The organism is Streptomyces sp. NPDC001852 (assembly GCF_042891825.1).
GTDB lineage: Bacteria > Actinomycetota > Actinomycetes > Streptomycetales > Streptomycetaceae > Streptomyces.
Map to the genome: position 1 here is coordinate 20,660 of NZ_JBIATN010000014.1, position 23,336 is coordinate 43,995.

At 70.8% G+C, this 23,336-nt stretch carries 26 protein-coding genes; 12 read left to right on the forward strand and 14 right to left on the reverse strand.

Annotated features, from left to right (window positions below):
• Nucleotides 1-202: 202 nt before the first annotated feature.
• Nucleotides 203-391: a DUF397 domain-containing protein gene (locus ACFYZB_RS24130; protein WP_388762140.1), complete on the reverse strand. Its 189-nt coding sequence runs from the start codon at nt 389-391 to the stop codon at nt 203-205.
• On the reverse strand, nt 384-1,205 hold the full coding sequence (locus tag ACFYZB_RS24135; RefSeq protein ID WP_388762657.1) for a helix-turn-helix domain-containing protein: 822 nt from the start codon (nt 1,203-1,205) through the stop codon (nt 384-386). The genes ACFYZB_RS24130 and ACFYZB_RS24135 overlap by 8 nt, the downstream gene beginning before the upstream one ends.
• A 60-nt stretch (nt 1,206-1,265) precedes the next feature.
• Here ACFYZB_RS24135 and ACFYZB_RS24140 point away from each other — a divergent pair, with 60 nt between their 5' ends.
• Nucleotides 1,266-1,700, forward strand: coding sequence for a hypothetical protein (locus tag ACFYZB_RS24140; protein WP_388762142.1), 435 nt, complete (start codon nt 1,266-1,268; stop codon nt 1,698-1,700).
• Here the strand turns inward: ACFYZB_RS24140 and ACFYZB_RS24145 are convergent.
• The 3 genes from ACFYZB_RS24145 to ACFYZB_RS24155 are packed head-to-tail and all read right to left on the reverse strand — an operon-like array spanning nt 1,651 to nt 3,301.
• Nucleotides 1,651-2,313, reverse strand: coding sequence for a DUF5063 domain-containing protein (locus ACFYZB_RS24145; RefSeq protein WP_388762145.1), 663 nt, complete (start codon nt 2,311-2,313; stop codon nt 1,651-1,653). The genes ACFYZB_RS24140 and ACFYZB_RS24145 overlap by 50 nt on opposite strands.
• Nucleotides 2,306-2,905, reverse strand: a complete 600-nt coding sequence (gene recR, locus ACFYZB_RS24150) for a recombination mediator RecR (protein WP_031164801.1) — start codon at nt 2,903-2,905, stop codon at nt 2,306-2,308. Before recR ends, ACFYZB_RS24145 begins: the two co-directional genes overlap by 8 nt.
• A gap of 51 nt (nt 2,906-2,956) precedes the next feature.
• On the reverse strand, nt 2,957-3,301 hold the full coding sequence (locus tag ACFYZB_RS24155; protein WP_351209821.1) for a YbaB/EbfC family nucleoid-associated protein: 345 nt from the start codon (nt 3,299-3,301) through the stop codon (nt 2,957-2,959).
• A 238-nt stretch (nt 3,302-3,539) separates the two neighbouring features.
• Between ACFYZB_RS24155 and ACFYZB_RS24160 the strand changes: the two genes are divergently transcribed.
• Nucleotides 3,540-4,289: an SLATT domain-containing protein gene (locus ACFYZB_RS24160; protein WP_351209819.1), complete on the forward strand. Its 750-nt coding sequence runs from the start codon at nt 3,540-3,542 to the stop codon at nt 4,287-4,289.
• Nucleotides 4,290-4,346: 57 nt separating this feature from the next.
• Here the strand turns inward: ACFYZB_RS24160 and ACFYZB_RS24165 are convergent, their stop codons facing one another.
• Nucleotides 4,347-6,311 (reverse strand): serine/threonine-protein kinase, encoded by a 1,965-nt coding sequence (locus ACFYZB_RS24165; RefSeq protein ID WP_388762150.1) that lies wholly within the window; start codon nt 6,309-6,311, stop codon nt 4,347-4,349.
• Between the two features lie 259 nt (nt 6,312-6,570).
• Between ACFYZB_RS24165 and ACFYZB_RS24170 the strand changes: the two genes are divergently transcribed.
• The 6 genes from ACFYZB_RS24170 to ACFYZB_RS24195 all read left to right on the forward strand — a co-directional run bounded on the left by ACFYZB_RS24170 (nt 6,571) and on the right by ACFYZB_RS24195 (nt 10,139).
• The gene (locus ACFYZB_RS24170) at nt 6,571-7,926 is read left to right on the forward strand and encodes an aspartate aminotransferase family protein (RefSeq protein WP_388762153.1); all 1,356 of its coding nucleotides are present in this window, start codon (nt 6,571-6,573) and stop codon (nt 7,924-7,926) included.
• A gap of 112 nt (nt 7,927-8,038) precedes the next feature.
• Entirely contained in the window at nt 8,039-8,734 is a 696-nt protein-coding gene (locus ACFYZB_RS24175; RefSeq protein ID WP_388762660.1) for a GntR family transcriptional regulator, read from the forward strand.
• A gap of 60 nt (nt 8,735-8,794) precedes the next feature.
• Nucleotides 8,795-9,445 (forward strand): hypothetical protein, encoded by a 651-nt coding sequence (locus ACFYZB_RS24180; RefSeq protein WP_388762155.1) that lies wholly within the window; start codon nt 8,795-8,797, stop codon nt 9,443-9,445.
• Between the two features lie 75 nt (nt 9,446-9,520).
• Nucleotides 9,521-9,760: a DUF6400 family protein gene (locus ACFYZB_RS24185; protein WP_388762158.1), complete on the forward strand. Its 240-nt coding sequence runs from the start codon at nt 9,521-9,523 to the stop codon at nt 9,758-9,760.
• A complete protein-coding gene (locus ACFYZB_RS24190; protein ID WP_388762161.1) occupies nt 9,747-9,938 on the forward strand; it encodes a hypothetical protein in 192 nt (63 codons plus the stop codon). Before ACFYZB_RS24185 ends, ACFYZB_RS24190 begins: the two co-directional genes overlap by 14 nt.
• A 78-nt stretch (nt 9,939-10,016) precedes the next feature.
• On the forward strand, nt 10,017-10,139 hold the full coding sequence (locus ACFYZB_RS24195) for a hypothetical protein (protein WP_388762164.1): 123 nt from the start codon (nt 10,017-10,019) through the stop codon (nt 10,137-10,139).
• A 12-nt stretch (nt 10,140-10,151) separates the two neighbouring features.
• Here the strand turns inward: ACFYZB_RS24195 and ACFYZB_RS24200 are convergent, their stop codons facing one another.
• The 3 genes from ACFYZB_RS24200 to ACFYZB_RS24210 form a co-directional block, all read right to left on the reverse strand.
• Nucleotides 10,152-11,975 (reverse strand): bifunctional metallophosphatase/5'-nucleotidase, encoded by a 1,824-nt coding sequence (locus ACFYZB_RS24200; protein WP_388762167.1) that lies wholly within the window; start codon nt 11,973-11,975, stop codon nt 10,152-10,154.
• A 175-nt stretch (nt 11,976-12,150) separates the two neighbouring features.
• A complete protein-coding gene (locus ACFYZB_RS24205; protein WP_351209806.1) occupies nt 12,151-12,363 on the reverse strand; it encodes a hypothetical protein in 213 nt (70 codons plus the stop codon).
• A 38-nt stretch (nt 12,364-12,401) separates the two neighbouring features.
• Complete coding sequence (locus ACFYZB_RS24210; RefSeq protein ID WP_351209804.1) at nt 12,402-13,685, reverse strand: adenylosuccinate synthase; 1,284 nt, start codon at nt 13,683-13,685, stop codon at nt 12,402-12,404.
• Between the two features lie 212 nt (nt 13,686-13,897).
• Here ACFYZB_RS24210 and ACFYZB_RS24215 point away from each other — a divergent pair, with 212 nt between their 5' ends.
• Nucleotides 13,898-14,722 (forward strand): diacylglycerol kinase, encoded by an 825-nt coding sequence (locus tag ACFYZB_RS24215; protein WP_388762171.1) that lies wholly within the window; start codon nt 13,898-13,900, stop codon nt 14,720-14,722.
• Here the strand turns inward: ACFYZB_RS24215 and ACFYZB_RS24220 are convergent.
• Nucleotides 14,714-15,274, reverse strand: a complete 561-nt coding sequence (locus ACFYZB_RS24220) for a Uma2 family endonuclease (RefSeq protein WP_388762174.1) — start codon at nt 15,272-15,274, stop codon at nt 14,714-14,716. The two genes, ACFYZB_RS24215 and ACFYZB_RS24220, sit on opposite strands and share 9 nt — an antisense overlap.
• A 177-nt stretch (nt 15,275-15,451) precedes the next feature.
• On the opposite strand from ACFYZB_RS24220, the gene ACFYZB_RS24225 reads away from it, so the two are divergent.
• On the forward strand, nt 15,452-16,963 hold the full coding sequence (locus tag ACFYZB_RS24225) for an APC family permease (protein WP_388762177.1): 1,512 nt from the start codon (nt 15,452-15,454) through the stop codon (nt 16,961-16,963).
• A 6-nt stretch (nt 16,964-16,969) separates the two neighbouring features.
• Here the strand turns inward: ACFYZB_RS24225 and ACFYZB_RS24230 are convergent, their stop codons facing one another.
• Nucleotides 16,970-17,470 (reverse strand): MarR family transcriptional regulator, encoded by a 501-nt coding sequence (locus ACFYZB_RS24230; protein ID WP_351209798.1) that lies wholly within the window; start codon nt 17,468-17,470, stop codon nt 16,970-16,972.
• A gap of 74 nt (nt 17,471-17,544) precedes the next feature.
• Between ACFYZB_RS24230 and ACFYZB_RS24235 the strand changes: the two genes are divergently transcribed.
• Together ACFYZB_RS24235 and ACFYZB_RS24240 are read left to right on the forward strand one after the other, a co-directional pair.
• Nucleotides 17,545-18,438, forward strand: a complete 894-nt coding sequence (locus ACFYZB_RS24235; protein WP_388762180.1) for an ATP-binding cassette domain-containing protein — start codon at nt 17,545-17,547, stop codon at nt 18,436-18,438.
• Nucleotides 18,435-20,006 (forward strand): ABC transporter permease, encoded by a 1,572-nt coding sequence (locus ACFYZB_RS24240; RefSeq protein WP_388762183.1) that lies wholly within the window; start codon nt 18,435-18,437, stop codon nt 20,004-20,006. Before ACFYZB_RS24235 ends, ACFYZB_RS24240 begins: the two co-directional genes overlap by 4 nt.
• Before the next feature lie 16 nt (nt 20,007-20,022).
• Here the strand turns inward: ACFYZB_RS24240 and ACFYZB_RS24245 are convergent, their stop codons facing one another.
• The 3 genes from ACFYZB_RS24245 to ACFYZB_RS24255 all read right to left on the reverse strand — a co-directional run bounded on the left by ACFYZB_RS24245 (nt 20,023) and on the right by ACFYZB_RS24255 (nt 23,334).
• Entirely contained in the window at nt 20,023-21,246 is a 1,224-nt protein-coding gene (locus tag ACFYZB_RS24245; protein ID WP_388762186.1) for a cytochrome P450, read from the reverse strand.
• An 85-nt stretch (nt 21,247-21,331) separates the two neighbouring features.
• Nucleotides 21,332-21,997 (reverse strand): response regulator transcription factor, encoded by a 666-nt coding sequence (locus ACFYZB_RS24250; RefSeq protein WP_351209790.1) that lies wholly within the window; start codon nt 21,995-21,997, stop codon nt 21,332-21,334.
• Nucleotides 21,994-23,334, reverse strand: a complete 1,341-nt coding sequence (locus ACFYZB_RS24255) for a sensor histidine kinase (RefSeq protein WP_388762189.1) — start codon at nt 23,332-23,334, stop codon at nt 21,994-21,996. The genes ACFYZB_RS24250 and ACFYZB_RS24255 overlap by 4 nt, the downstream gene beginning before the upstream one ends.
• Between the last annotated feature and the right edge of the window lie 2 nt (nt 23,335-23,336).

The following is a 23,336-nucleotide window of genomic DNA, read 5'->3' on the forward strand; positions in this document are numbered from 1 at the left end:
TCCAGGCCCCGGAGCCGGTGTTGGCGCACCGACCGGGGCCGATCTATTTGCCGCGAAACTAGAGCCGCTTTACGTTCCGGCGCAAGCCGATCACGGAACGTCACCCGTTCGGGTTAGACCCGCCTAACTCACGTACAGGCTTGGCTGGTTGGGAGGTTCAACCAAGCCCAAAAACCCAGGGGAAGGGCTCGAGGCCCGAGGCTCAAGCCCCGGGCTGAAGTGCGGCGATGAACGCCGTCCAGGCGGGGGCGGGGAGGTGGAGTTCGGGGCCGGTGGGGGCCGTCTTGGAGTCGCGGATGTGGATGGTGGCGGGGGTGGGGGCGACTTCGACGCAGGCGCCGCCCTCGTTGTCGCTGTAGCTCGACTTGAACCACGTGAGCTGGTCAGTCATGGCGATCCACCATCCGCTCGATGAAACGGGACGACTCAGCGGGGCTGAGGGCCTGTGCGCGGATCATGCTAAGCCGCCCGGTCACCCGGCTGACAACCTCCGGATCGGCCGAGAGTTCGCTGGCGAACGGGCCTTCCGTGAATGCGAACCGCTCGTGGTCCCGATCCTCCAGCAGAACCATGGGGCCCAAGTGGGCGTCGCTGGTGGCCCGTTCGAACGGCAGCACCTGCACATCGACGTTCCGCAGGCCCGACGCCTCCTGCAAGTGGCGCAGTTGGTCGGCGTAGACGAACGGGCCGCGCAGAGCTGCCTCATGGACAACGAAGCTGAGGGCCACCAGCGGCTTCCTGTCGGTGAGGATCGCCTGCCGCTCCATCCGCGCCGCGATCCGCTTCTCGACCGTCTCCTCGTCCAGCGGCGGGTAGCGGCTCTCGATGAGGGCGCGTGCGTACGTCTCAGTCTGCAACAGCCCGGGGATGAGCATGGTCTCGTACCACCAGAGGCCGATCGCCTCTCTCTCCCGCTCCATGAACTCCTGGGCCCTGGGCGGGAACTTCTCCCTGCTGAGGTACTCCTTCGCCGCGCTCAGCATCCCCTCCGCCCGGCACAACTCGTCGGCCACGTCGAGGATTCGGGGTGTCGGCATGCGTACCCCCTGCTCCATCGCCTTGACGGTGTCCGGGGAGTAGTTGGAGGCGGCGGCCAGTTGCTCGCGGCTGACGTTGGCCTTCGTGCGCCAGCGTTTCAGCTGGTTGCCGCTGAAGCGCCACATGACGGGCGCCTGGGACACCGCATGCACCTCCGACCGGTACATCTTGCCGTGTATCACCTGGGTCACTACCGAGGGTAGCCACAAAGGCAGCAACTTGTGACCATGACGAACGCAATTCACCGGCCCCCCTGGGTCCCCCTCCGTGGCCACCGACTGCGCGTCGCCGGCGTGCACTTCGACGCCGTGCGGATCGAGGGAAGATGGGGAGAGGCCGTCGCCGACTCGCTGATCGAGCGGAGCGACGACGCGGGGCCCATCGTGTGCGCCGGCGGCAGCGGCACGCGGTGGGTGTACTTCCTGCTGTCGCCCGGGGTCGTACACCACTACGACTGGCCACTCGGCGTGCAGTACTTCGGCCGACGCATCGACCGGACGACCGTCACCTACGTGGGCGTTCCCGCGCTGGACGGCGACACCTGGCCGCTGCGCTGGTACAGCGAGCCGACGCCGACCGCGCCGTACGTCGACGCGGAGGCGCTGCTCGTGGCTACTTCCCCGGCCGCATCCCCAGGGGCGCGCCGATCTCCTCGGCCATGACGCGGCCCGCCTCGAACTCCAGGGTCTCGTCGCCCATGTCGGACTGGTCGGTGTCGAGGCCGTCCAGTTCCTCCAGGGGCTGGTTGAGGCGGACGTGGATGAGGACCGACTGCAGGGCGCGCAGGACGGCGGAGGACGTGGGGCCCCAGTTGGAGAAGTAGGAGAACTGCCACCACCACAGGGCCTCCGTGGTGCGGCCCGCGCGGTAGTGGGCCATGCCGTGGCGGAGGTCGGTGATGATGTCCGCGAGATCGTCGGAGAGACGGGCCGGGACCGGGGCCTTGCGCGGCTCGTAGGGGTCGAAGACCTCCGAGTACACGTCCACCGGCTCCAGCAGGCGGGCCAGGTTCTCGCGCAGCCCGTCCACGTCGGCGTCGGGGCCCGTGTCCGGCTCGTAGCGCTCGTCGGGGACGATGTCCTCGTGGGCGCCCAGGCGGCCGCCGGCCAGCAGCAGCTGGGAGACCTCCAGGAGGAGGAAGGGGACGGTCGAGCCCGGCTCGTCGCCCCTCGCCACCTCCGTGACGGCCACCAGGAAGCTCTCGATCTGGTCCGCGATCTGGACCGCGAAATCGTCCGGGTTCTGAGCGGTCGCGTGCAGTGTGGCGTCAGACATCTAGGAGTCGTCTCCCCTCGAAGGCGCGGCCGAGGGTGACCTCGTCCGCGTATTCCAGGTCGCCACCCACCGGGAGGCCGCTGGCCAGGCGGGTGACCTTCAGGCCCATGGGTTTGATCATCCGGGCGAGGTAGGTGGCCGTGGCCTCGCCCTCCAGATTGGGGTCCGTCGCAAGGATCAGCTCCGTGACCGTCCCGTCGGCCAACCGCGCGAGAAGTTCTCGTATACGCAGGTCGTCGGGGCCCACGCCCTCGATCGGGCTGATGGCGCCGCCGAGCACGTGGTAGCGGCCGCGGAACTCGCGGGTGCGCTCGATGGCGACCACGTCCTTGGGCTCCTCGACCACGCAGATGACCGACGGATCGCGGCGCGGGTCACGGCAGATGTTGCACAGCTCCTCCTGCGCCACGTTGCCGCACGTCGCGCAGAAGCGGACCTTCGCCTTGACCTCCAGGAGCGCCTGCGCGAGCCGCTTCACGTCCGTCGGCTCGGCCTGCAGGATGTGGAAGGCGATCCGCTGCGCGCTCTTGGGACCGACGCCGGGCAGCCGCCCCAGCTCGTCGATGAGGTCCTGGACCACGCCTTCGTACACCGGACTGCCCTTCCCTAAGACCTTTCGGTACGTACCGTAGTTGGCCCGGCCTCAGAAAGGCAGACCGGGGATGCCCGTGCCGCCGCCGAGCCCCTGGGCGAGCGGGCCGAGCTTCTGCTGCTGCAGCGTCTGCGCGTTCTCGTTGGCCGCCTGTACGGCCGCCACGATCAGGTCGGCGAGGGTCTCGGTGTCCTCGGGGTCGACCGCCTTCGGGTCGATCTTCAGCGCACGCAGCTCGCCGGAGCCGGTCACGGTGGCCTTCACCAGGCCTCCGCCCGCCTGCCCGTCGACCTCCGTGTTCGCCAGTTCCTCCTGCGCCCGCTGGAGATCCTGCTGCATCTTCTGGGCCTGCTGGAGCAACTGCTGCATGTTGGGCTGGCCACCACCGGGGATCACGATCAGCTCCTCTACGTTTTTCTCCGCTGAGCATGAGCCTACGTGGTCCACGCGGCCATCGCCCCGCCACTCTTTCGAGTGAGAAGCACGGGTGCCCTATACCTGATCAAGGCCCTCTTCCGGGCGGAAAAGTCGGGAAAGCGTCCTCTCCACCACCCATTGGGCGGTAGGAAGGGTCCCGCGCGTCGTCATGGAATGTCACGGAACGTGACCGGTCGTGATCAGTAGGGAGTGCCGGGTGGGTCAGCCGGAGATGCAGCCCGAGGGTCCGCCTCAGGACGGGCGGGGCGAGGGTGCGGCCGGGCTGCGGCCGGGCGATCTGACCGGGCGGGCGTTTCCGCTCGGGGACTGGGGCGAGCCGGCCGAGCGGCTCGACGAGCTGTACCGGTGGGTGGAGCGCGGGGCGCTGCAGACGGCGTCCTGGTATCTGCGGGACCGGGTGTGGAAGCGGCGCGGTGCCCGGGTGCTGCGTTGCGGCGCGGCCGCGGGCGCGGCGGCCGGGGCGGCACTTCCCCTGCTGGACCTCACCGGGACGGCCCACGGGGTCGCGCCCTGGGGCTGTCTGGCGCTGCTGCTCGCCGTCGGCTGCGTGGGCATCGACCGGTTCTTCGGCGTGACGTCCGGCTGGATAAGGGACGTGGCCACCGCACAGGCCGTACAGCGGCGGCTGCAGGCGTTGCAGTTCGACTGGGCCTCCGAGAGCATCCGGGAGGTGCTGGGCCCGGCGGAGGGCACGGCTGGCGAGGCGGCCGAGCGGTGCCTGGGGGTTCTGCGGCGCTTCGCGGAGGACGTCACTGAGCTGGTCCGTACGGAAACCACCGACTGGATGGTCGAGTTCCGCACCGGTTCCGCCCCGCTGGGCATGCAGGCCGCGGTGGCGTACGTGCCCCGGCAGGAGCCCGGCGCCCCGGCGGGCCGCTTCCCCCTCCCACCCGCCAACGGAACCCGCCCGAACATGCCCAGGCAACGGCCGCCGGAGCCGCGGTAGACCCGGAGCCGCGGTAGGGCACGGTCGGGGTCGCTCACCAGCTGCCTCGGCGGAGCCCTACTGTTTTGTATACGTCAGGCTCTCCCCGCCGCCCACCTTCGCCCGCTTCAGCCTGCCGTCCGGCAGCAGTGTGACCTCGGTGGCCTCGCCCGGGGTGCAGGAGGAGGCGGGTTCGCCGCTGGTGACGGTGGACGGACCGATCTCCAACGGCCCGCCCGCGCCGGGCTGTTCGGCGAGCGTGGCGTCGAAGACACAGTGGTAGGTGCCGCCGCCGTCGGTCGGCCCGTCCGCGACCAGCGTCAGCACACTCTGTCCCACCTGGCCCTGCCGGATGGTCAGTTGGCGGGTGTTGGTGCCGTTGGCGTTGTCGATGGTCGTCTCCCAGGTCCCCAGGTAACCGGCCGGAATCGGCCCGTCCGACGAGGCGGAGGCGGAGGCGGAGTCGGACGGCGTGGGCCCGGCCGTGCTGGGCGCCCCCGAGGTGCCGGAGCCGCTGACGGTGGGCGCCGGGCTGACGGTCCCGCCGCCCTTGTCGTCGCCCCCGCCGCCGTTCCGCATCAGCGCGTACACCGAGCCGCCCGCGCCCAGCGCCACCACCAGCGCGATCACGACGAGCAGCGCGGTCGAGCGCCCGTTGCGCGGCTCCCGCTCCCGCGCCCCACCGACGGGCGGCGGCCCGTACGGCGGCGTGGACCCGAGCCCGCCGCCGTAGGGGGCGTACGGCTGCGGGTAGCCGTAGGCGCCGCCCGGCTGCGCATACGGCTGAGGCTGAGGCTGTGGATGCTGCTGTGCATACCCGTACGCCCCCGGTGGGGCCCCGAACCCCGGGGCGACCGGCGGCGCGCCCGGCGGCGGAGTCTGCCCCGCGACGACGGTCGGCAGATGATTCACACCGCCCCCGGCACCCGGCTCCCCCGGCGCGTTCCCGTCATCGGCAACGGCAGCGTGCTCGGCCGGCACGGCGCCGGCACCACCCGCACCCGCCGACGGCGATTCCGCCCCACCAGGGCCACCCGCACCCGAAGACGCACCAGCACCCGACGCCGCCTCCGAACCCGCACCGGGCGCCGCATCCGTCCTCGGACCCCCCTCCTGCTCCGGGTCCTCCACCTCCAGCAACTGCACCGCATGCCGGCCGAGTTGTGCGACCAGCGCCCCCGGCAGCCAGGGATCCCGGGACCGCCCGCCGGTCACGGTGTCCTCCGCCCCCGTCCGCTCCAGAACCGCATCCAGCGAGGGCCGGGCCCCCGGATCCTTGCGCAGGCAGTTCCGCACCAGGTCGGCGATCCCCTCCGGCACCCCCGCCAGATCCGGCTCCTCCTGGGCGATCCGGAACATCAGCGCGTGCACCCCGCTGTTGGCGGTGCCGAAGGGCAGCTTCCCGGTCGCCGCGTACGCCAGCACCGACCCGAGGCAGAAGACGTCGCACGCCGGTGTGATCCGGTCCCCCCGCACCTGCTCGGGCGCCATGAACCCCGGCGACCCGACCAGCGACCCGGTCCGGGTCAGCCCCTCCCCGCCCAGCGAGGTCGTCTCCAGCGCCCGCGCGATCCCGAAGTCGATGACACGGGGACCGTCGATGGTGACGAGGACGTTCGACGGCTTCAGGTCCCGGTGCACGATCCCCGCCGCGTGGATGTCCTTCAGCGCGTGCGCGAGCCCCGCCGCGAGGATCCGTACCGACCGCTCGGGCAGCGCCCCGTGATCGTGACCGACCACCTGCTGCAGGCTCGGCCCTGCGACGTACCCGGTGGCCACCCACGGCACCGCCGCCTCGGTGTCCGCGTCCAGCACGGGCGCGGTCCAGTACCCGCCGACCCGCCGCGCGGCCTGCACCTCCTGCCGGAACCGCGCCCGGAACTCCTCCTGCTCGGCGAGTTCCTCGCGGACCAGTTTCACGGCGACGGTACGGCCCCGGTCCGACCGGGCCAGATACACGTGCCCCATGCCGCCCGCGCCCAGCCGCGCCAGCAGCCGGTAGCCCCCGATGCGCTGCGGATCCCCCGCCCCGAGCTTCTCCATGCCCGCCCTGCCCTCCCCCGGGACACACGCCGCATACGTGTGCAACAGACTGAGAATAATGCGGCCCCACCGGGGAGTCGCGCGGCCCGGCGCCTACGGTTCCGTAACAGGCTCGTCCGGCCCTGCGCAGTTCGTCCAGAACCGCCGACAGCCGCTCCGGCAGCCGTGCCGAGTGTCGACAACCTGTCGCGGAATCCCCTCGCCCAGGGAACAGGACGCCGATGTCGCTTCCGCATCGCGGACATTTACCCTCACCGGCATGACCCCTCAGCCCAACCCCGACGCCGGCGCCGCAGTCAAGGCCGCGGACCGCGCGCACGTCTTCCACTCCTGGTCCGCCCAGGACCTCATCGACCCACTCGCCGTCGCCGGCGCCGAGGGGTCGTACTTCTGGGACTACGACGGCAAGCGGTACCTGGACTTCACCAGCGGGCTGGTGTACACGAACATCGGCTACCAGCACCCGAAGGTCGTCGCGGCCATCCAGGAGCAGGCGGCGCGGATGACGACCTTCGCGCCCGCCTTCGCGATCGAGGCGCGCTCGGAGGCGGCCCGGCTGATCGCCGAGCGGACCCCCGGCGACCTGGACAAGATCTTCTTCACCAACGGCGGCGCCGACGCCGTGGAGCACGCGGTGCGCATGGCCCGGCTGCACACGGGCCGCCCCAAGGTGCTCTCGGCGTACCGCTCGTACCACGGCGGCACCCAGCAGGCGATCAACATCACCGGTGACCCGCGCCGCTGGGCGAGCGACAGCGCGGCAGGCGGTGTCGTCCACTTCTGGGCGCCGTTCCTGTACCGCTCCCGCTTCTACGCCGAGACCGAGGAGCAGGAGACCGCGCGGGCGCTGGAGCACCTGGAGACGACGATCGCCTTCGAGGGGCCGGGGACGGTTGCCGCGATCATCCTCGAGACCATCCCCGGCACGGCCGGGATCATGGTCCCGCCGCCCGGCTATCTGGCCGGGGTCCGCGAGATCTGTGACCGCCACGGCATCGTCTTCATCCTGGACGAGGTCATGGCGGGCTTCGGGCGCACGGGTGAGTGGTTCGCCGCCGATCTCTTCGGTGTCGTACCCGACCTGTTGACCTTCGCCAAGGGTGTGAACTCGGGTTACGTGCCCCTCGGCGGTGTCGCGATCTCACAGGAGATCGCCGCGACCTTCGGCAAGCGGCCCTACCCCGGCGGTCTGACGTACTCCGGGCACCCGCTGGCCTGCGCCGCCGCCGTCGCCACGATCAACGTGATGGCGGAGGAGGGCGTCGTCGAGAACGCGCGGCAGCTCGGCGAGAGTGTCCTCGCCCCCGCCCTCGCCGAGCTGGCCGGGCGCCACCCGAGCGTCGGCGAGGTACGCGGTGTCGGCATGTTCTGGGCGCTGGACCTCGTGAAGAACCGCGAGACCCGCGAGCCGCTGGTGCCGTACAACGCGGCCGGCGAGACGAACGCCCCGATGGCGGCGTTCGCGGCCGCCGCCAAGCGGCACGGCGTGTGGCCCTTCGTGAACATGAACCGCACCCACGTGGTCCCGCCGTGCAATGTCACGGAGGCCGAGCTGAAGGAGGGCCTCGCCGCCCTGGACGCGGCGCTGGGCGTGGCCGACGAACACATGGAGTAGCCGTACCGCACCTGCCGCCGGGGAGGTTCGAACGCGTAAGGTGACGTGCTCGTACGCAATCTCGTAGGAGATGCCCGAGCACGTCGTCTACGCGCAAGGAGTGACCCCGACCATGCCCGGCAACGGCGCCGTGACACGCAGCACCCTGCGCCAGCAGATCGCGGACGCGCTCCGTGACGAGGTGCTCGCGGGGCGGCTGCGGCCGGGCCGGGCGTTCACGGTCAAGGAGATCGCCGATCAGTACGGCGTCTCCGCCACCCCCGTCCGCGAGGCGCTGGTCGACCTGTCCGCGCAGGGCATCCTGGAGGCCGACCAGCACCGCGGCTTCCGGGTGCCGGAGTACTCCGTCACCGACTACCGGAACATGATCGAGGCCCGCAGCCTGGTCACCGACGGCATGTTCCAGGCCCTCAGCACCGGCCACCCCGCCTTCCGCACCCCGCCCGAGGACCCCCGTACGAGGGCCGCGCTGACCACGGTGCGCCGGCGCGGCGAGGAGGCCGCGCGGGCCGCCGCGGCCGGTGACCTCACCATCCTCATCGGCTATGACCTGCGCTTCTGGCGCGAGCTCAGCGCGCTCTTCGGCAACCCCTACCTCGGCGACTTCCTCAACCGCCTGCGCGTGCAGTCCTGGGTGTGCGCGGTGCAGCACCTGCTCCGCCTGCCCGACCTGCGCGGCCGCCTGTGGGCCGGGCACACGGACCTGGTCGACGCGCTGTCCCGCCGCGAGGCCGACACCGCCCGCGGCATCGTCGCGGCGTCCAACGCCCATTCGCTTCAGCTGCTGGAACACCTGACCAACGGGTAGATGACCAGTACCCTGCCCTGACCACCTGCTGTGCGGACCCTTCTGTGCGAGGAGCTCTCTTTGGCCTGTGACCTGTGGCTGGTACCGCTCGTGGACGTGTTGTGCCACACCCCGGACAACCCGTTCGCCGAGGAACTCGGGCAGTACAACGACGCACTGGCGGCGGCAGGCCTCCCGCCGGTGCCGGTGTACCAGTACATGCCGGGCCTGTCCGGCGAGGTCGCGCCCGTGGCCGGCTTCGACTACGACGCCCTCCACTTCCTGCGCCGCGCGTATCTGCTCCAGGTCTGCGGCCTGCCGGTGACCCCGGTGGACGAGCTGGGCGGCGACTACGAACAGCTCCTGGAGATGTTCGAGTCGACGGCCCAGCAGTCCCATCTGGTCTGGCACTACGACCACGCGGGCGCGTACGTCCCGGTGGACTTCCCGCACCCGCTGTCGAACGACGAACTCCTCGCGGGCGGCGGCCCGTTGGGCAGCTCCCAGTCGCTGCTGCGCGAACTGGAGTACGTCGCCGCGACGATCGGCATCGACCCGGCCAACCCCCCGGCCGCGCCGGCCCCGCCCACGGCCCCCACGGAACTGGAGGAACCGGCCGTCCCGGCGCCGTACGACCCCAGCCCCTTCGCCCGCGAACGGCACGTGTGGCTGGGCCTGCACGCGGCGGCGACCCGCTCACTGGCCCAGGGCTCGATGATCGTGTTCAGCTGAGGGTCACATCGGCGCGGTGTGATTTCACCCACCTGTTCTTGCCGTGGGGGAAATGCCCGGCCTACGTTCGAGGGCATGTCCCCCCACGGCCCCACCTTCGACTTCAGCCTCGACCTGAGCGCGCACGAGATGCTCCGGCGGACCCACGTCATGGCCGCACTCGGCCCCGGCTGGGACCCCGCGGCGGCGCTGCGGGGCGAGGAGGAGGCGCGTGCGCTGCTGTACTCCGGCCTGGACACCGAGCAGCAGCGCATCTACGACGAGCTGGTGGCGGCCGGTGTGCTCCCGGCGGAGCCCGGCGATGCTGCCGCTTGACCCACAGGCCGACAGGGCCCGGCGCGCCTGGGGGGTGGACTGCCCGAACTGCGACGACCGGAGCGGGTGGCGCTACCTGCTCTCCAACACCGGCAGCCTGCTGCACCTGCAGTGCCCCGCGTGCCACCACGTGTGGACGCACGAGACCCATTTCGGCGCCACCCGCTCCACCCCCTGACGCGACCTGTTCAGCCCTGCGGCAGCGGCCACCCGAGCTGCACGAACAGGCCCGGCCGGTCGGCTCCGGCATGCGCGGATGCGCCCCGCCGTGGACGCCCCGCTGGGTCACGCGGGCCACCACCCGGTCGCCCTCGCCGATGAGCTCGTCGACCTGGACGGTGAGCGGTGCGAGGGCCGCTCACCACTCCCCCTGTCCTGAAGAACGTTCCGCTCAGAAGACCGGCGTGCCCGCCTGCGTCAGCTTCCAGTTGGTGACGGCGAAGTCGGCCGGGTCGAGGGTCTTCTTCGCGGTCACGTAGTCGATCATCAGCTGACGGATCTCGTTCGTCGAGCTGTACGCGATCGGGGCGGAAGCGATGTGCGGGTAGCCCGAACCACCGTTCGCGCGGTAGTTGTTGACCGCGACGACGAAGACCTGGTCGTCGGCCACCGGAGCGCCGTTGTAGCTGAGGTTCTTGATCCTCGAGCCCTCCGGCTGCGCGATGTCGATCTCGTAGTCGACGCCCGCCGCCGTGTCGTACATGTAGTCCCAGAAGTTGTTGGCGTTGGTCAGCGTCGCGGTGTCGACCTTCGTGCCGGCCGGGACCTGGTGGTAGTACTTCGCCGCGTACTCCAGGTAGTCCCGGAGCTGAGCACCCGTCAGCTTCTTGCCGTACAGGGTGTTGTCGTAGATGTAGAGGCCGGCGATGTCCTTGATGGTGACGTTGCCCTGGGGGATGTCCGCCGTGCGGGAGAACGGGGCCGCGACCGAGATGAGGGGGAGGGCGGCGTCCGACGCGGACAGGCCCGCCTTCACGCTCTCCGTCTGGACCTTGTGGATGAAGTCCATGATGGGGACGTCCTTCCAGCAGGAGTCCGCCGCCGACAGGTCCGCCGTGCAGGTGCCGACCGCCGTGTTGACGTACTTGACCACCAGCTCGTGGTCGGCCTCCAGGAGCTTCTTGATCTCCGGGTCCTCGTCCACGTCCTTGGGGTTGAGGGTCTGCGCCGTCTTGCTCGTCACCTTCCACTGTCCGTGGTGGAGTTCGAGCTCGAAGTCGAAGACGCTGAGGCGGTAGCCCCAGCAGTACGGCTCGGAGAGGAGGACCTCCTCGCCGGTCTCCGCGTTCTTCACCGTGTAGGACGGGACCTCGACGTGGGTGTGGCCCACCAGGATCGCGTCGATGCCCGGCACCTGCTCGGCCACCAGGTTCGACGCGTTCTCGACGTACGGGAGTTCGTCGCCGTACGAGGACGAGCCGTCCAGGCCCGAGTGGTCCGTCAGGAAGACGACGTCACAGCCCAGCGCGCGCAGGCGCGGCACGTACTTCTTCGCCTGCTCCACCAGACCCGGGAACACCATCTTCCCGCTGACGTTGTCCTTGTCCCACAGCGCGATACCGGGGTTGGTCAGGCCGAGGATGCCGACCTTGATGTCCGGGGCGCCCGGCACACAGATGCGTTTCACGGTGTACGGCTGGAAGGCCGGGCGCAGGGTCTTGGCGTCGAGGGCGTTGGCGCCGAGCAGCGGGAAGTGGCACTGGCTCTCGAACTTGCGCAGCACCTCGATGCCGTAGTTGAACTCGTGGTTGCCGAGGGCGGCGGCGTCGTAGCGCATGTGGTTCATGGCCGCGGCCATCGGGTGCCTGGGGCCCTTCTTGCCGTCGGTGCCCGTGATCGGGTCGACGCGCGCGAAGTAGTAGGCCAGGGAGGTGCCCTGGATGATGTCGCCGGCGTCGACGAGGAGGACGTGGTCCTCGCCCTTGGCCTCGCGCTGCTGCTTGATGAGGGTGGCCACGCGCGCCACGCCCACGGAGTTGCCCGCCTTGTCGGTGTAGGGGGCGTCCTTGTAGTAGTCCCAGTCGAAGACGTGGCTGTGCAGGTCGGTCGTGCCGAGGATGGAGAACGACCAGGTGCGGGGCGGCTTTCCGGGGCGGTGGTGGGCCTCGGCCGCCTGCGCGGTACCGGTGCCGACGGCCCCGGCGGCGGCCACCGCCGCACCGGTGACGGCCGACTTCTTCACGAACTCCCGGCGGTTCATGGGACTGAGGGGCATTCAGGGCTCCTGGTATGGCTGGAAATGGGCGACGAGCAGCGGCGGGTGCAGTGCGGAGGCTACCCGCGTAGATGCTGCTCGCGCCCATGATTGCCGGAAAACCAGGGAATGACCATGTCCAGGTCAAGGATGGGTCAGTGCGCGCCCTGGGCGAACTCCAGGGAAACAGCCGGTGTCAGATACGGCCGATCATCCTGATCTCCGGCGGCCACAGCACCCCGCTCGCCAGCAGCAGGGAGGGGCCGAGATGCACCGGGCACACCCGGAGCGGGGGCAGCTGGTACCGGGCGACCTCGAAGACCGCGGGATCGGAGCAGTCCGTGCCGTCGGCGGCGACACCTTCGCCGCCGTACGGTCCCCGGCACCGTGCGTTCCGGTGGACGCTCATACCTCGATTGTCCACCGCAACGCACGACCGCGGCTCCTCTACAGGAACGAGTTGATCTCGATCGTCTCGTCCCGGCCCGGGCCCACGCCGATCGCGGAGATCGGGGCGCCGGACATCTCCTCCAGCGCCTTGACGTAGTTCTGGGCGTTCTTCGGCAGGTCGGAGAAGGACTTCGCCTTGGTGATGTCCTCGGACCAGCCCGGCAGGGTCTCGTAGACCGGCTTCGCGTGGTGGAAGTCGGTCTGGGAGTACGGCAGCTCCTCGACGCGCTTGCCGTCGATCTCGTACGCCACGCAGACCGGGATCTGCTCCCAGCCGGTCAGCACGTCCAGCTTGGTGAGGAAGAAGTCGGTCAGGCCGTTGACGCGGGTCGCGTACCGGGCGATGACGGCGTCGAACCAGCCGCAGCGCCGGTCACGGCCCGTCGTCACGCCCCGCTCGCCGCCGATCCGGCGCAGCGCCTCGCCGTCCTCGTCGAACAGCTCGGTCGGGAAGGGACCGGCGCCGACGCGGGTGGTGTAGGCCTTGAGGATGCCGATGACCCGGCTGATCTTCGTCGGACCCACGCCGGCGCCGGTGCAGGCGCCGCCCGCGGTCGGGTTCGAGGAGGTCACGAAGGGGTACGTGCCGTGGTCGATGTCGAGCAGCGTGCCCTGGCCGCCCTCGAACAGGACGACCTTGTCGTCCTCCAGGGCCTGGTTCAGGACCAGCACGGTGTCGGCGACGTACGGCTCGATCCGCTCGGCGTAGCCCAGCAGCTCCTCGACCACCTGGTCCACGGCGATCGCGCGCCGGTTGTACAGCTTGGTGAGGATCTGGTTCTTGACGTCGAGGGCCGCCTCGACCTTCTGGGTCAGGATCGACTCGTCGTACAGGTCCTGGACCCGGATGCCGACGCGGTTGATCTTGTCGGCGTAGGTCGGGCCGATGCCGCGCCCCGTCGTCCCGATCTTCCGCTTGCCGAGGAAGCGCTCCGTCACCTTGTCGACGGTCACGTTGTACGGCGTGATGATGTGCGCGTTGCCGCTGATCAGGAGCTTGGACGTGTCGACGCCACGCTCGTTCAGACCGCTCAGCTCGGAGAGCAGTACCGACGGGTCGACGACGACACCGTTACCGATGACCGGAACACACGTGGGCGAGAGGATTCCGGAAGGGAGGAGGTGGAGCGCGTACTTCTGGTCGCCGACGACGACCGTGTGGCCGGCGTTGTTGCCGCCCTGGTACCGCACTACATAGTCCACCGAGCCACCGAGCAGGTCGGTCGCCTTTCCCTTGCCTTCGTCACCCCACTGAGCACCGAGCAGCACAAGTGCGGGCACGCGCGTACACCCCTTCCGGGCGGGGCATGTCCAAGGTCGGGGGCGTGGGCGTAAGGTTCACCGCCGCGTGCCACAGCGACCGCCGTTGGTCGCACAACCGTCGGACCGGATGCCCCGGAATAGACGAAGCCCCTGGCGCAATAGCGCAAGGGGCTCTTGCACAAAGATGCTACCCGAGGAAGCGAGGCAGGACCGAGGTGGCGACTTTCGCGATGTCCGAACAGCTGCTGGTGATCATCGATCCGGCGGCACGGCAGACGGACGGGGAGTCCGTACGGATCGCGAAAGACGTGCTCAGCGCGGGTGCGGCGGCGAAGGTGTGCCTGCCGGACGGGCCGGAGGAATTCGCCCGCGCGCTGGGCCGGAGGGGTTCCAGGCGGCCGGTCGTGGTGGGCGACGGTCACGCTCTGGTACGGGCCGTGACGCTGCTGCACCGGATGCGCGAGCTGGCCGGATGTGCGCTGTCGGTGGTCCCGGTGGGTGACACCGGCCTCGCCGAGTCGCTGGGCGTGCCGGGTGGCACCGTGGCGGCGGCGCGGGCCGTGCTGGACGGCTCCGAGCGGCGGCTGGACCTGCTGGTCGACGAGAGCGACGGGGTCGTGCTGAGCCGGCTGGGCATCCCGCCGGAGCCGGTGCTGCGGGTGCCGGCGGCCGAGCCGGTCCCCGTCGCCTCCGGCCGCCCCTGGTACCGCTCCCTGGTCCGCACCCTCGCCCCCCGCCCGCCCCGGCTCTCCGCCGTACCGGCGCCGGGCCCCTCCCGGCTCCGGGTCGAGGTCGACGGGGAGACGGTGGTCGACCTGGGCCAGCCCGTGGAGGCCGTCTCGGTCACCCCGGGCACCGGCGGGCTCGCGGAGGTGGAGGTACGGCCCCTGTCGGTGGGCGCGGAGGCCACGCCGGTACGGACGTCCGGCCGGACGGTGACCGTGCTCGGCGCCGATTTCCGGTACCGGGCGGACGCGGCGGTGACGGGGCCGGTACGCCGGCGGACGTGGCGGGTGGCGGAGGGGGCTTGGGGGCTGGTGTTGCCGTCAGCTTGAGGCGGGGGCCTGGAAGCCGGTGGTGTCGAGGGTGCAGTCGAAGGGCGCCGGGATGTGGAGCTTCTCGCCGAAGGGCTTGGTGAAGCGAGCCTCGTAGCCCTGGGGCGAGGGCGACCAGAACACGGTGGCGTGTTCTTCCTGCATGTCCAGGAGCAGGTGGACGGGGATGCCGGCTCTTGCGTACACGAGGGCCTTGTCCGTGATGTCATCGTCCCGGGTCGAGGAGGACGTCAGCTCGGCGACAAAGGAGAGGGCCTCGCCGTCGAGGCGGTTGCTGTCCGTCTCGAAGACCTGCTCAGGTGCGGCATGGATGTCAGGACCGTACGCACGCTCGTCGCCGGGGAAGACGTACAGAAAGGGTCCTTCTGCGATGAGGTGCCCCTCGGGAAGGTGGGGCCGCATCTGTTCGCACACCGAGCGCATGACGAGGGCGCAGTATCCCGGGTGCCACGGAGACAGGACGATGTTCCCCCTGATGATCTCGGCCTTGTAGCCGTCCGGCGCGATCAGCCGGTCCAAGTCGTCCAGCAGGTTCTCGAAGCTTGTCATCATCGCTCACAGTAGCGGACTGCACGCGTGGCGCTACGGAGACCTCAACAGGAGCCGGCCAATGGTCTGGTGACAGATATTTAACCGCGCCGACCCCTTCCCGTGCCCCCGTGTCGTCCACCATCCTGCTGAGTCAGAGCCCACCAGGACTCATGGACCGGACACGGAGGGGGCCACCCGATGGCAATAGACGAGGGCGTCGCCCCGGCGGCCGACACAGGGGACGGCGAAGCGGTTCACCGGCTGAAACCCAACGCCGTGGGGCTGCTAGGGGTGGTCTTCATGGCCGTCGCCACCGCCGCCCCGATCACCGCGATGACCGGCAACGTGCCCTTCATGGTGTCGTCCGGCAACGGCATCGGGGCGCCCGCGAGTTATCTCGTCGCAATGGTCGTCCTGGCAATCTTTTCCGTGGGTTTCACGTCGATGGCCAAGCACATCACGTCCACCGGAGCCTTCTACGGGTTCATCTCCTACGGCCTCGGACGGACCGCCGGCCTCGCCTCCGGGCTGCTCGCGACCTTCGCGTACGTCGTCTTCGAGCCCGCCCTGATCGGCATCTTCTCCACCTTCGCGACGACGACCCTGAAGGACCAGACCGGCGTGCACCTGCCCTGGTGGGCCTTCGCGATCCTGATGCTCGCGATCAACGCGACCGGCACCTGGTTCGGGATCAGCGTCGCCGAGAAGCTGCTGGTGGCGCTGCTGGCGACCGAGGTGACCGTGCTGGCCGCGATGGCGGTGTCCGTGGCCCTCCACGGCGGCGGCCCGCACGGGTTCAGCCTCGCCCCGGTCGACCCGGTCAACGCCTTCAGGGGCACGTCCGCCGGACTCGGGCTCTTCTTCGCCTTCTGGTCCTGGGTCGGCTTCGAGTCGACCGCGATGTACGGCGAGGAGTCCCGCGACCCGAAGAAGATCATCCCCAAGGCCACGATGATCAGCGTCCTGGGCGTCGGTGTCTTCTACGTCTTCGTGTCCTGGATGGCCATCACCGGAAACGGCGCGGCCGAGGCCGTGAAGGCGGCCTCCTCCGCGAACCCGCTCGCGCTGTTCTTCGACCCCACCGAACGCTACGTCGGCCACTGGGCCGTCGACGTCATGCAGTGGCTGATGATCACCGGCTCGCTGGCCTGCGGCATGGCCTTCCACAACTGCGCCGCCCGGTACCTCTACGCCCTCGGGCGCGAGGGCGTCCTGCCCTCGCTGAAGAACACCGTCGGCCGTACCCACGCCCGGCACGGCTCCCCGCACATCGCCGGCCTGGTGCAGACGGTGGTGAGCGCCGTACTGATCGCCGCGTTCTGGATCGCGGGCAAGGACCCGTACAACGCGCTCTACGTCCTGCTGGCCATCCTCGGCACGATGGCGATCCTCATCGTGCAGGCCGTGTGCTCCTTCGCGGTCCTTGTGTACTTCCGCAGGCACCACCCCGAGAGCCGCCACTGGTTCCGGACCTTCACCGCTCCGCTCATCGGCGGCATCGCGATGCTCGGCGTGGTCGTCCTGCTGGTGTCCAACATGGGGGTCGCGGCGGGCACGGAGTCCGGCTCACTGCTGCTGAAGGCGACGCCGTGGCTCGTGGCACTGGTCGCGGCGACGGGCGTGGGCTACGCCCAGTACCTGAAGCACCGGGCGCCCGAGCGGTACGCGCTGCTGGGGCGGACGGTGCTGGAGGAGACCAAGGAGCGCTGAGAAGGTTCAGCGTCCGTACTTGCGCTCCCGATAGGCGCGCCAGCGTTCCATCATCTGAGCCACGTCCTTCTCCACGAACTCGAAGAAGTCCAGCGTCTCGGCGAGCCGGCGTCCCGCGGGGGTGTCGGCGCCGAGGCTGTTCACCCCTTCCCGCAACCCCTCCTCCCAGCGCTTGATGATCGCCTCGCGGTTGGTGAGCGCCTCGTACCACTGGTCGCTGTGCACCCGGTACCGCTCCCGGCGCGAGCCCGGCTCGCGTTCGCGGGAGACCAGGTGGACCTGGGCGAGATAGCGGACGGCGCCGGAGACGGCCGCCGGGCTGATCCTGAGCTGTCCGCCCAGCTCGGCGGAGGTCAGGGTGCCGTCGTCGGAGGCGAGCAGCGCGGCGAAGACCCGGGCCGGCATGCGTGGCACGCCCGCCTCCACCAGCTGTGCCGCGAAGTGCTCCACGAACCGCGAGACCGTCTCCGGGTCCCGCTCCGGCGTTCCTGTCCTCGGCTCCGTCATGCCCCTCAGCCTATCCGCGCTTCATGTGATTCCTTAACTTCACAAATTTCTGAAAGAAGCGTACTTTCGGAGGCATGACGAAGGCAATCACGGTCTCTGGGCTCCACAAGTCCTTCGGCCGTACGCACGCGCTGGACGGCCTCGACCTGGACGTCGAGGCCGGTGAGGTGCACGGCTTCCTCGGCCCGAACGGCGCCGGCAAGTCGACCACGATCCGGGTGCTGCTCGGCCTGCTGCGCGCCGACGCGGGCGCCGCGCAGGTACTGGGCCGCGACCCGTGGCGGGACGCGGTGGACGTGCACCGCAGGATCGCCTACGTGCCCGGTGACGTGACGCTGTGGCGCAACCTCTCCGGCGGCGAGGTCATCGACCTCTACGGCCGCCTGCGCGGAGGACTGGACCGGCGGCGGCGCGCCGAGCTGGTCGAACGGTTCGAGCTGGACCCGACCAAGAAGGGCCGCACCTACTCCAAGGGCAACCGGCAGAAGGTCGCCCTGGTCGCCGCCTTCGCCTCGGACGTGGACCTGCTGATCCTGGACGAGCCGACCTCGGGCCTGGACCCCCTGATGGAGGCGGTCTTCCAGCGCTGCGTGGAGGAGGAGCGGGAGCGCGGCCGTACGGTCCTGCTCTCCTCGCACATCCTCAGCGAGGTCGAGGAACTCTGCGACCGCGTCAGCATCATCCGCAAGGGCCGGACGGTGGAGAGCGGCTCACTGGCGGACCTGCGGCACCTGACCCGGACCAGTGTGAGCGCCGAACTCGCCGGGCCACCCAACGGGTTGGCCCGGCTGCCGGGCGTGCACGACCTCGACGTACAGGGCCGCCGGGTCCGGCTCCAGGTGGACACCGACCAACTCGACGCCGTACTGCGCTCGCTGACCGCCTCCGGGGTGCGCTCGCTGACCTCGAAGCCGCCGACGCTGGAGGAGCTGTTCCTGCGGCACTACCAGGACGAGGTGCCCGCATGAACTCCCCACTCGCCGGTACCGGAACCCTGCTGAGGTTCGCCCTGCGCCGCGACCGCGTGCTGATCCCGGTCTGGGTCGCGGTGAACGCGCTGATGGTCCTCTCCATGCCGAACACCCTGCGGACCCTGTACGGCACCCCGGCCGCCCGTGCCGACCTGATGCACCAGATGGCCGGCAACACCTCCCTGCGCGCCATGGTCGGCCCCGTCTTCGACGACTCCCTCGGCGCACTGACGGCCTGGCGGGTAGGGGTGTACGCGGGCGCGCTCGCCGCCGTGACGAGCCTGCTCGTCGTCGTACGGCACACCCGGGACGAGGAGGAGAGCGGGCGGCAGGAGCTGGTGTCCTCCGGGACGGTGGGGCGCCGGGCCCCGCTCACGGCGGCCCTGCTGACGGCGGCCGTCGCGAACGCGGCCCTGTGCGTGCTGGTCGTGGCGGGGCTGGCCGGGCAGGGTGCCCCGGGTGCCCTGGCCTTCGGGCTCGGTGTGGCGGGCGTGGGCATGGTCTTCGCCACGATGGCGGCGATCGTCGCCCAGCTGACGGAGAGCGCCCGGCTGGCCCGGGGGCTGACGGCGGCCGTGCTGGGCGCGGCGTTCGTCCTGCGCGCGGCGGGCGACTCGGCGGCGGACGACGGTTCGTCGGTGCTGACCTGGCTGTCCCCGCTGGGCTGGCTGGAGGACCTTCGTGCCTTCGCGGCCGAACGCTGGTGGGTGCTGCTGCTGTTCGCGACGGCCGCCGCCCTGCAGGGGCTGGTCGCCTACGCGTTGGCCGGGCGGCGGGACATCGGCATGAGCTTCCTGCCGACCCGGCCGGGTCCGGCGACCGGCCGCCTCGGCACGGCGGGCGCGCTGGCCTGGCGGCTGCAGCGCGGCAGCGTGCTCGGCTGGTCGATCGGGTTCTTCGTCGCCGGGGTCGTCTACGGCGGGATGACGGACGGTGCGGCCAAACTCGTCGGCGACAACGCCAAGGCGCGGGAGATCTTCCAGCGGATGGGCGGCCAGTCGGGGCTGACGGACGCGTTCCTCGCCGCGATGGTCGGCATGCTGGGCCTCGTCGCCGCGCTCTACGTCGTCTCCTCCGTGCTGCGACTGAGCGGTGAGGAGACCTCCGGCCGGGCCGAACCGGTGTTGGCCGCGGCCGTGGGCCGGCTGCGCTGGGCCGCCGGCCACCTGCTGATCGCCTTCGGCGGCTCGGCCCTGCTGATGCTCGTGGCCGGCCTGGGCTTCGCCGTCGGCTACGGCCGGCAGACCGGGCCGGTGCTGGGGGCGTGCCTGCTCCAGGTCGCCGGGGTCTGGGTGATCGGCGGCGTCGCCGTCCTCCTCCTCGGCGTCCTGCCGCGGGGCGCGGTCGCGGCCTGGGGCGTGGCCGGTGCGGTCCTGCTGATCGGCTGGATCGGCCCCGCGCTGAACGTGCCGCGGGCGGTGCTGGACCTGTCCCCGTTCGGCCATCTCCCCAAGCTGCCGGGGGGCGCGATGGAGTGGGGCCCGGTGCTGGCCCTGCTGGGTCTGGCCGTGATGCTGGTGGCCGGCGGGCTCGCGGGGGTGCGGCGGCGGGATCTGGCCGGCTGAGGGATCCGGCCGGCCGTCAGCCGACCACCACGCTCAGCCCCTCCAGCCCCCTGATGACGAAGTTCGGCTTGCGCCGCGGCTCCGCCGCGAGGGTCAGCGTGGGGGCCTGCTGGAGGAGGGCCGTCATGGAGGCGGCGAGCTCGATGCGGGCCAGGGGCGCACCGATGCAGTAGTGGATGCCCGCGCTGAAGGAGATGTGCGGGTTGTCGCTGCGGGTGAGGTCGAGTCGCCCGGGGTCGTGGAAGACCTCGGGGTCGTGATTGGCGGAACCGAAGAGCATCGCGATCTCCGAGCCCCTCGGGATCGTCGTGCCGTCGATCTCGATGTCGTCCAGCACCCAGCGTTCGAAGAGCTGGAGCGGGGTGTCGTAGCGCATCAGCTCCTCGATCGCGGACGGGATCAGGGAGTGGTCGGCGCGCAGGGCGGCCAGCTGGCCGGGGTTTCGGAACAACGACCACCACCCGTTCACCGTGGCGTTGACCGTGGCCTCGTGGCCGGCGTTGAGCAGCAGGACCGCCGTGGAGATCATCTCCTGCTCGGTCAGCCGGTCGTCGTCCTCGTCGTGGGCCGCGATCAGGCCGGAGATCAGATCCTCGCCCGGCTCCTTGCGGCGGGCCGCGATCAGCGTCCGCAGATACTCCGAGAACTCCACCGAGGCCCGGACCGCCTGCTCCGCGGTCTCCGGCGACGGGTTCAGCTCGTACATCCCGCAGATGGCCGCCGACCAGGGGCGGAGCTGGGCGCGGTCCGCCTCCGGGATGCCCAGCATCTCGGCGATCACCGCGACCGGCAACGGCTCGGCCACGTCGGTCAGCAGATCACCGCCGCCGTTGTGGACCAGCGCCGCGACCAGGTCGTTCGCCAGGCCCCGCACATACGGCCCCAGCCGCTCCACCGTGCGCGGCGTGAACGCCTTCGACACCAGGCGCCGGATCCGGGTGTGGTCCGGCGGCTCCAGGTCGAGCATGCCGTGGTCGTTGAGGGTGTGGAACGGCTCGTGGTCCGGCGCGGGCGGGGTCCGGCCGAACTCCTCGTGCGAGAAGCGGTGCTGGTACGTCCGCCCCAGCCGGCGGTCCCGGAGCAGCGCCGAGACATCCGCGTGGTGCGGGACCAGCCACTGGTCGGTCGGCTCGTACCGGATCACCCGGCCGCGTGCGCGCAGCTCGGCGTAGGCCGGGTACGGGTCCGCGAGGAACGCCGGGTCCCAGGGATCGAAACCGAGGTCGGTGGGGCCTGCCATGCCGGGACGCTAACCTGCCGGACCGACGTCTGACCAGGGGTCGCCCGTCCGAAGGGGCCGCCGTCCGAAGGGGTCGCCCGTCCCCTCAGCCCGGTGTCACCAACCGCGCCTCGTACGCGAACACCGCCGCCTGCGTGCGGTCTCTGAGGCCCAGTTTGACCAGGACACGGCTCACATGGGTCTTGATCGTCGACTCCGCCACCACCAGGCGCTCGGCGATCTCCGCGTTGGACAGGCCCTGGGCGATCAGGATCAGGACCTCTGTCTCGCGTTCGGTGAGTTCGCCGTAGGCCGCCTGGGCCGACGGGACCAGGCGCGGGGCGTCCGAGAGGCGGGAGAACTCCGTGAGCAGGCGTTTGGTGACCGAGGGAGCCAGGAGGGCCTCGCCCGCGGCCACCACCCGTACCCCGTCGGCCAGTTGGCGGGCCGAGGCGTCCTTCAGCAGGAAGCCGGAGGCTCCTGCGCGCAGGGCCTGGTACACGTACTCGTCCAGGTCGAAGGTCGTCAGGACCAGCACCTTCGCCGCCGCGTCCGCCGCCACGATCTCCCGGGTGGCCTCGATGCCGTTCAGCTCCGGCATGCGGATGTCCATCAGGACGACGTCCGGGGCGAGTTCCCTGACCCGGTCCACCGCCTCCCTTCCGTTGACGGCCTCGCCGACGACCTCGATGTCCGGCATCGCGTTCAGCAGGACGGAGAAGCCCTCGCGGACCATCATCTGGTCGTCCGCGATCAGTACGCGGATGGTCATGCGTCCCCTTCGCTCGCGGTGGCCGCCGGCACCGGCAGGAACACCGTCACCTCGTAGCCCCCGTCCTCCGCCGGTCCCGCCGTCATCTCGCCGTTCAGCATCGACACGCGCTCCCGCATGCCCGTGATGCCGTGTCCCGCACCCGGAGAGGGCTTCACGAGGTGCGGCGCGGGCGGGCGGGTGTTGACTATGCGCAGGCCCAGACCGCCGAGGACATAGCCGATCTCCACGCGGGCGCTCGCTCCCGGTGCGTGCCGCAGGGTGTTGCTGAGGGCCTCCTGCACTATTCGGTACGCCGACAGCTCCACGCCCTGCGGCAGTTCACGCACCGCGCCGGTCACCGCCCTGTCCACCGTCAGGCCGGCCTCGCGCACATTGGCCAGCAGCCCGTCGAGGTCGGCCAGGGTCGGCTGGGGGGCGTCCGGCGCCTCGTAGTCGTCCGCGCGGACGACCCCGAGGACCCGGCGCAGCTCGGTCAGGGCCGCCACCGCGTTCTCCCGGATGGTGACGAACGCCTTCTCCAGCTCCTCCGGCGGGTTCTGGACCCGGTAGGGCGCGGCCTCCGCCTGGATGGCGACCACCGACATGTGGTGGGCGACCACGTCGTGCAGCTCACGGGCGATCGTCGTGCGCTCCTCCAGGAGGGTGCGGCGGGAGCGTTCGTGCTCGGTGACCGTCTGCTGGGCGGTCACCTCCTGCTGGGCCTGACGGCGGATGTGCCGGACCGAGACGGCCAGCAGGACCAGGGCCGACACGAGCAGCATCGGGGCGACATTGGTGTCGTAGCGGTGCCAGCCGAAGACGCCTCCGATGACGAAGCCGTAGACCGCGGTCATCACCCACATCGAGGCCGCGGTGCGCGGGCGGGTGCGCAGCGCGACAACCGTGAGCACCACCAGGTGGGACAGGAAACTGCCCGGCAGCCAGGGCCAGTCGCCGAAGTCGCCGCGGCCGATCAGGGCGGCGACCGTGCTCGCGGCCAGCGAGAACCAGAACGCCCCCACCGGACGCGCCAGCGTCAGCAGGACCGGCCCCAGCGCCAGCAGCCCGCACAGCAGGCCGGCCGGACCGGACTCGAAGGAGCCCGCCACGGCGAGGGACATCGCGATCACGCCCAGGGCGGCCACCACCAGGTGCGGCAGCCAGACCGCGCCGGACAGACGGCGGACCAGCGGGCCGTCGGCGCTCCGGCGGGGCAGCGGGTCGTAGGCGAAGGCGTCCTGGAACAGGTCCTGCCGCAGCCCTCGCAAAGCGTCCGCGGCCAGCCGGAACTCCGGACTGCGCGGCCGGCCGGCCGGGCCCGGCGGTGTCGTCTGCGTGTGCGTCGTCTGGGTCACGT

Bases quoted from the DNA above. Each gene is read 5' to 3' on its own strand.
- ACFYZB_RS24130 (WP_388762140.1), bottom strand. From the start codon at position 391: ATGACTGACCAGCTCACGTGGTTCAAGTCGAGCTACAGCGACAACGAG.
- ACFYZB_RS24135 (WP_388762657.1), bottom strand. From the start codon at position 1,205: ATGTACCGGTCGGAGGTGCATGCGGTGTCCCAGGCGCCCGTCATGTGG.
- ACFYZB_RS24140 (WP_388762142.1), top strand. From the start codon at position 1,266: ATGACGAACGCAATTCACCGGCCCCCCTGGGTCCCCCTCCGTGGCCAC.
- ACFYZB_RS24145 (WP_388762145.1), bottom strand. From the start codon at position 2,313: ATGTCTGACGCCACACTGCACGCGACCGCTCAGAACCCGGACGATTTC.
- ACFYZB_RS24165 (WP_388762150.1), bottom strand. From the start codon at position 6,311: ATGGAGAAGCTCGGGGCGGGGGATCCGCAGCGCATCGGGGGCTACCGG.
- ACFYZB_RS24170 (WP_388762153.1), top strand. From the start codon at position 6,571: ATGACCCCTCAGCCCAACCCCGACGCCGGCGCCGCAGTCAAGGCCGCG.
- ACFYZB_RS24175 (WP_388762660.1), top strand. From the start codon at position 8,039: ATGCCCGGCAACGGCGCCGTGACACGCAGCACCCTGCGCCAGCAGATC.
- ACFYZB_RS24185 (WP_388762158.1), top strand. From the start codon at position 9,521: ATGTCCCCCCACGGCCCCACCTTCGACTTCAGCCTCGACCTGAGCGCG.
- ACFYZB_RS24190 (WP_388762161.1), top strand. From the start codon at position 9,747: ATGCTGCCGCTTGACCCACAGGCCGACAGGGCCCGGCGCGCCTGGGGG.
- ACFYZB_RS24195 (WP_388762164.1), top strand. From the start codon at position 10,017: ATGCGCCCCGCCGTGGACGCCCCGCTGGGTCACGCGGGCCACCACCCG.
- ACFYZB_RS24200 (WP_388762167.1), bottom strand. From the start codon at position 11,975: ATGCCCCTCAGTCCCATGAACCGCCGGGAGTTCGTGAAGAAGTCGGCC.
- ACFYZB_RS24205 (WP_351209806.1), bottom strand. From the start codon at position 12,363: ATGAGCGTCCACCGGAACGCACGGTGCCGGGGACCGTACGGCGGCGAA.
- ACFYZB_RS24215 (WP_388762171.1), top strand. From the start codon at position 13,898: ATGTCCGAACAGCTGCTGGTGATCATCGATCCGGCGGCACGGCAGACG.
- ACFYZB_RS24220 (WP_388762174.1), bottom strand. From the start codon at position 15,274: ATGATGACAAGCTTCGAGAACCTGCTGGACGACTTGGACCGGCTGATC.
- ACFYZB_RS24225 (WP_388762177.1), top strand. From the start codon at position 15,452: ATGGCAATAGACGAGGGCGTCGCCCCGGCGGCCGACACAGGGGACGGC.
- ACFYZB_RS24230 (WP_351209798.1), bottom strand. From the start codon at position 17,470: ATGACGGAGCCGAGGACAGGAACGCCGGAGCGGGACCCGGAGACGGTC.
- ACFYZB_RS24235 (WP_388762180.1), top strand. From the start codon at position 17,545: ATGACGAAGGCAATCACGGTCTCTGGGCTCCACAAGTCCTTCGGCCGT.
- ACFYZB_RS24240 (WP_388762183.1), top strand. From the start codon at position 18,435: ATGAACTCCCCACTCGCCGGTACCGGAACCCTGCTGAGGTTCGCCCTG.
- ACFYZB_RS24245 (WP_388762186.1), bottom strand. From the start codon at position 21,246: ATGGCAGGCCCCACCGACCTCGGTTTCGATCCCTGGGACCCGGCGTTC.
- ACFYZB_RS24250 (WP_351209790.1), bottom strand. From the start codon at position 21,997: ATGACCATCCGCGTACTGATCGCGGACGACCAGATGATGGTCCGCGAG.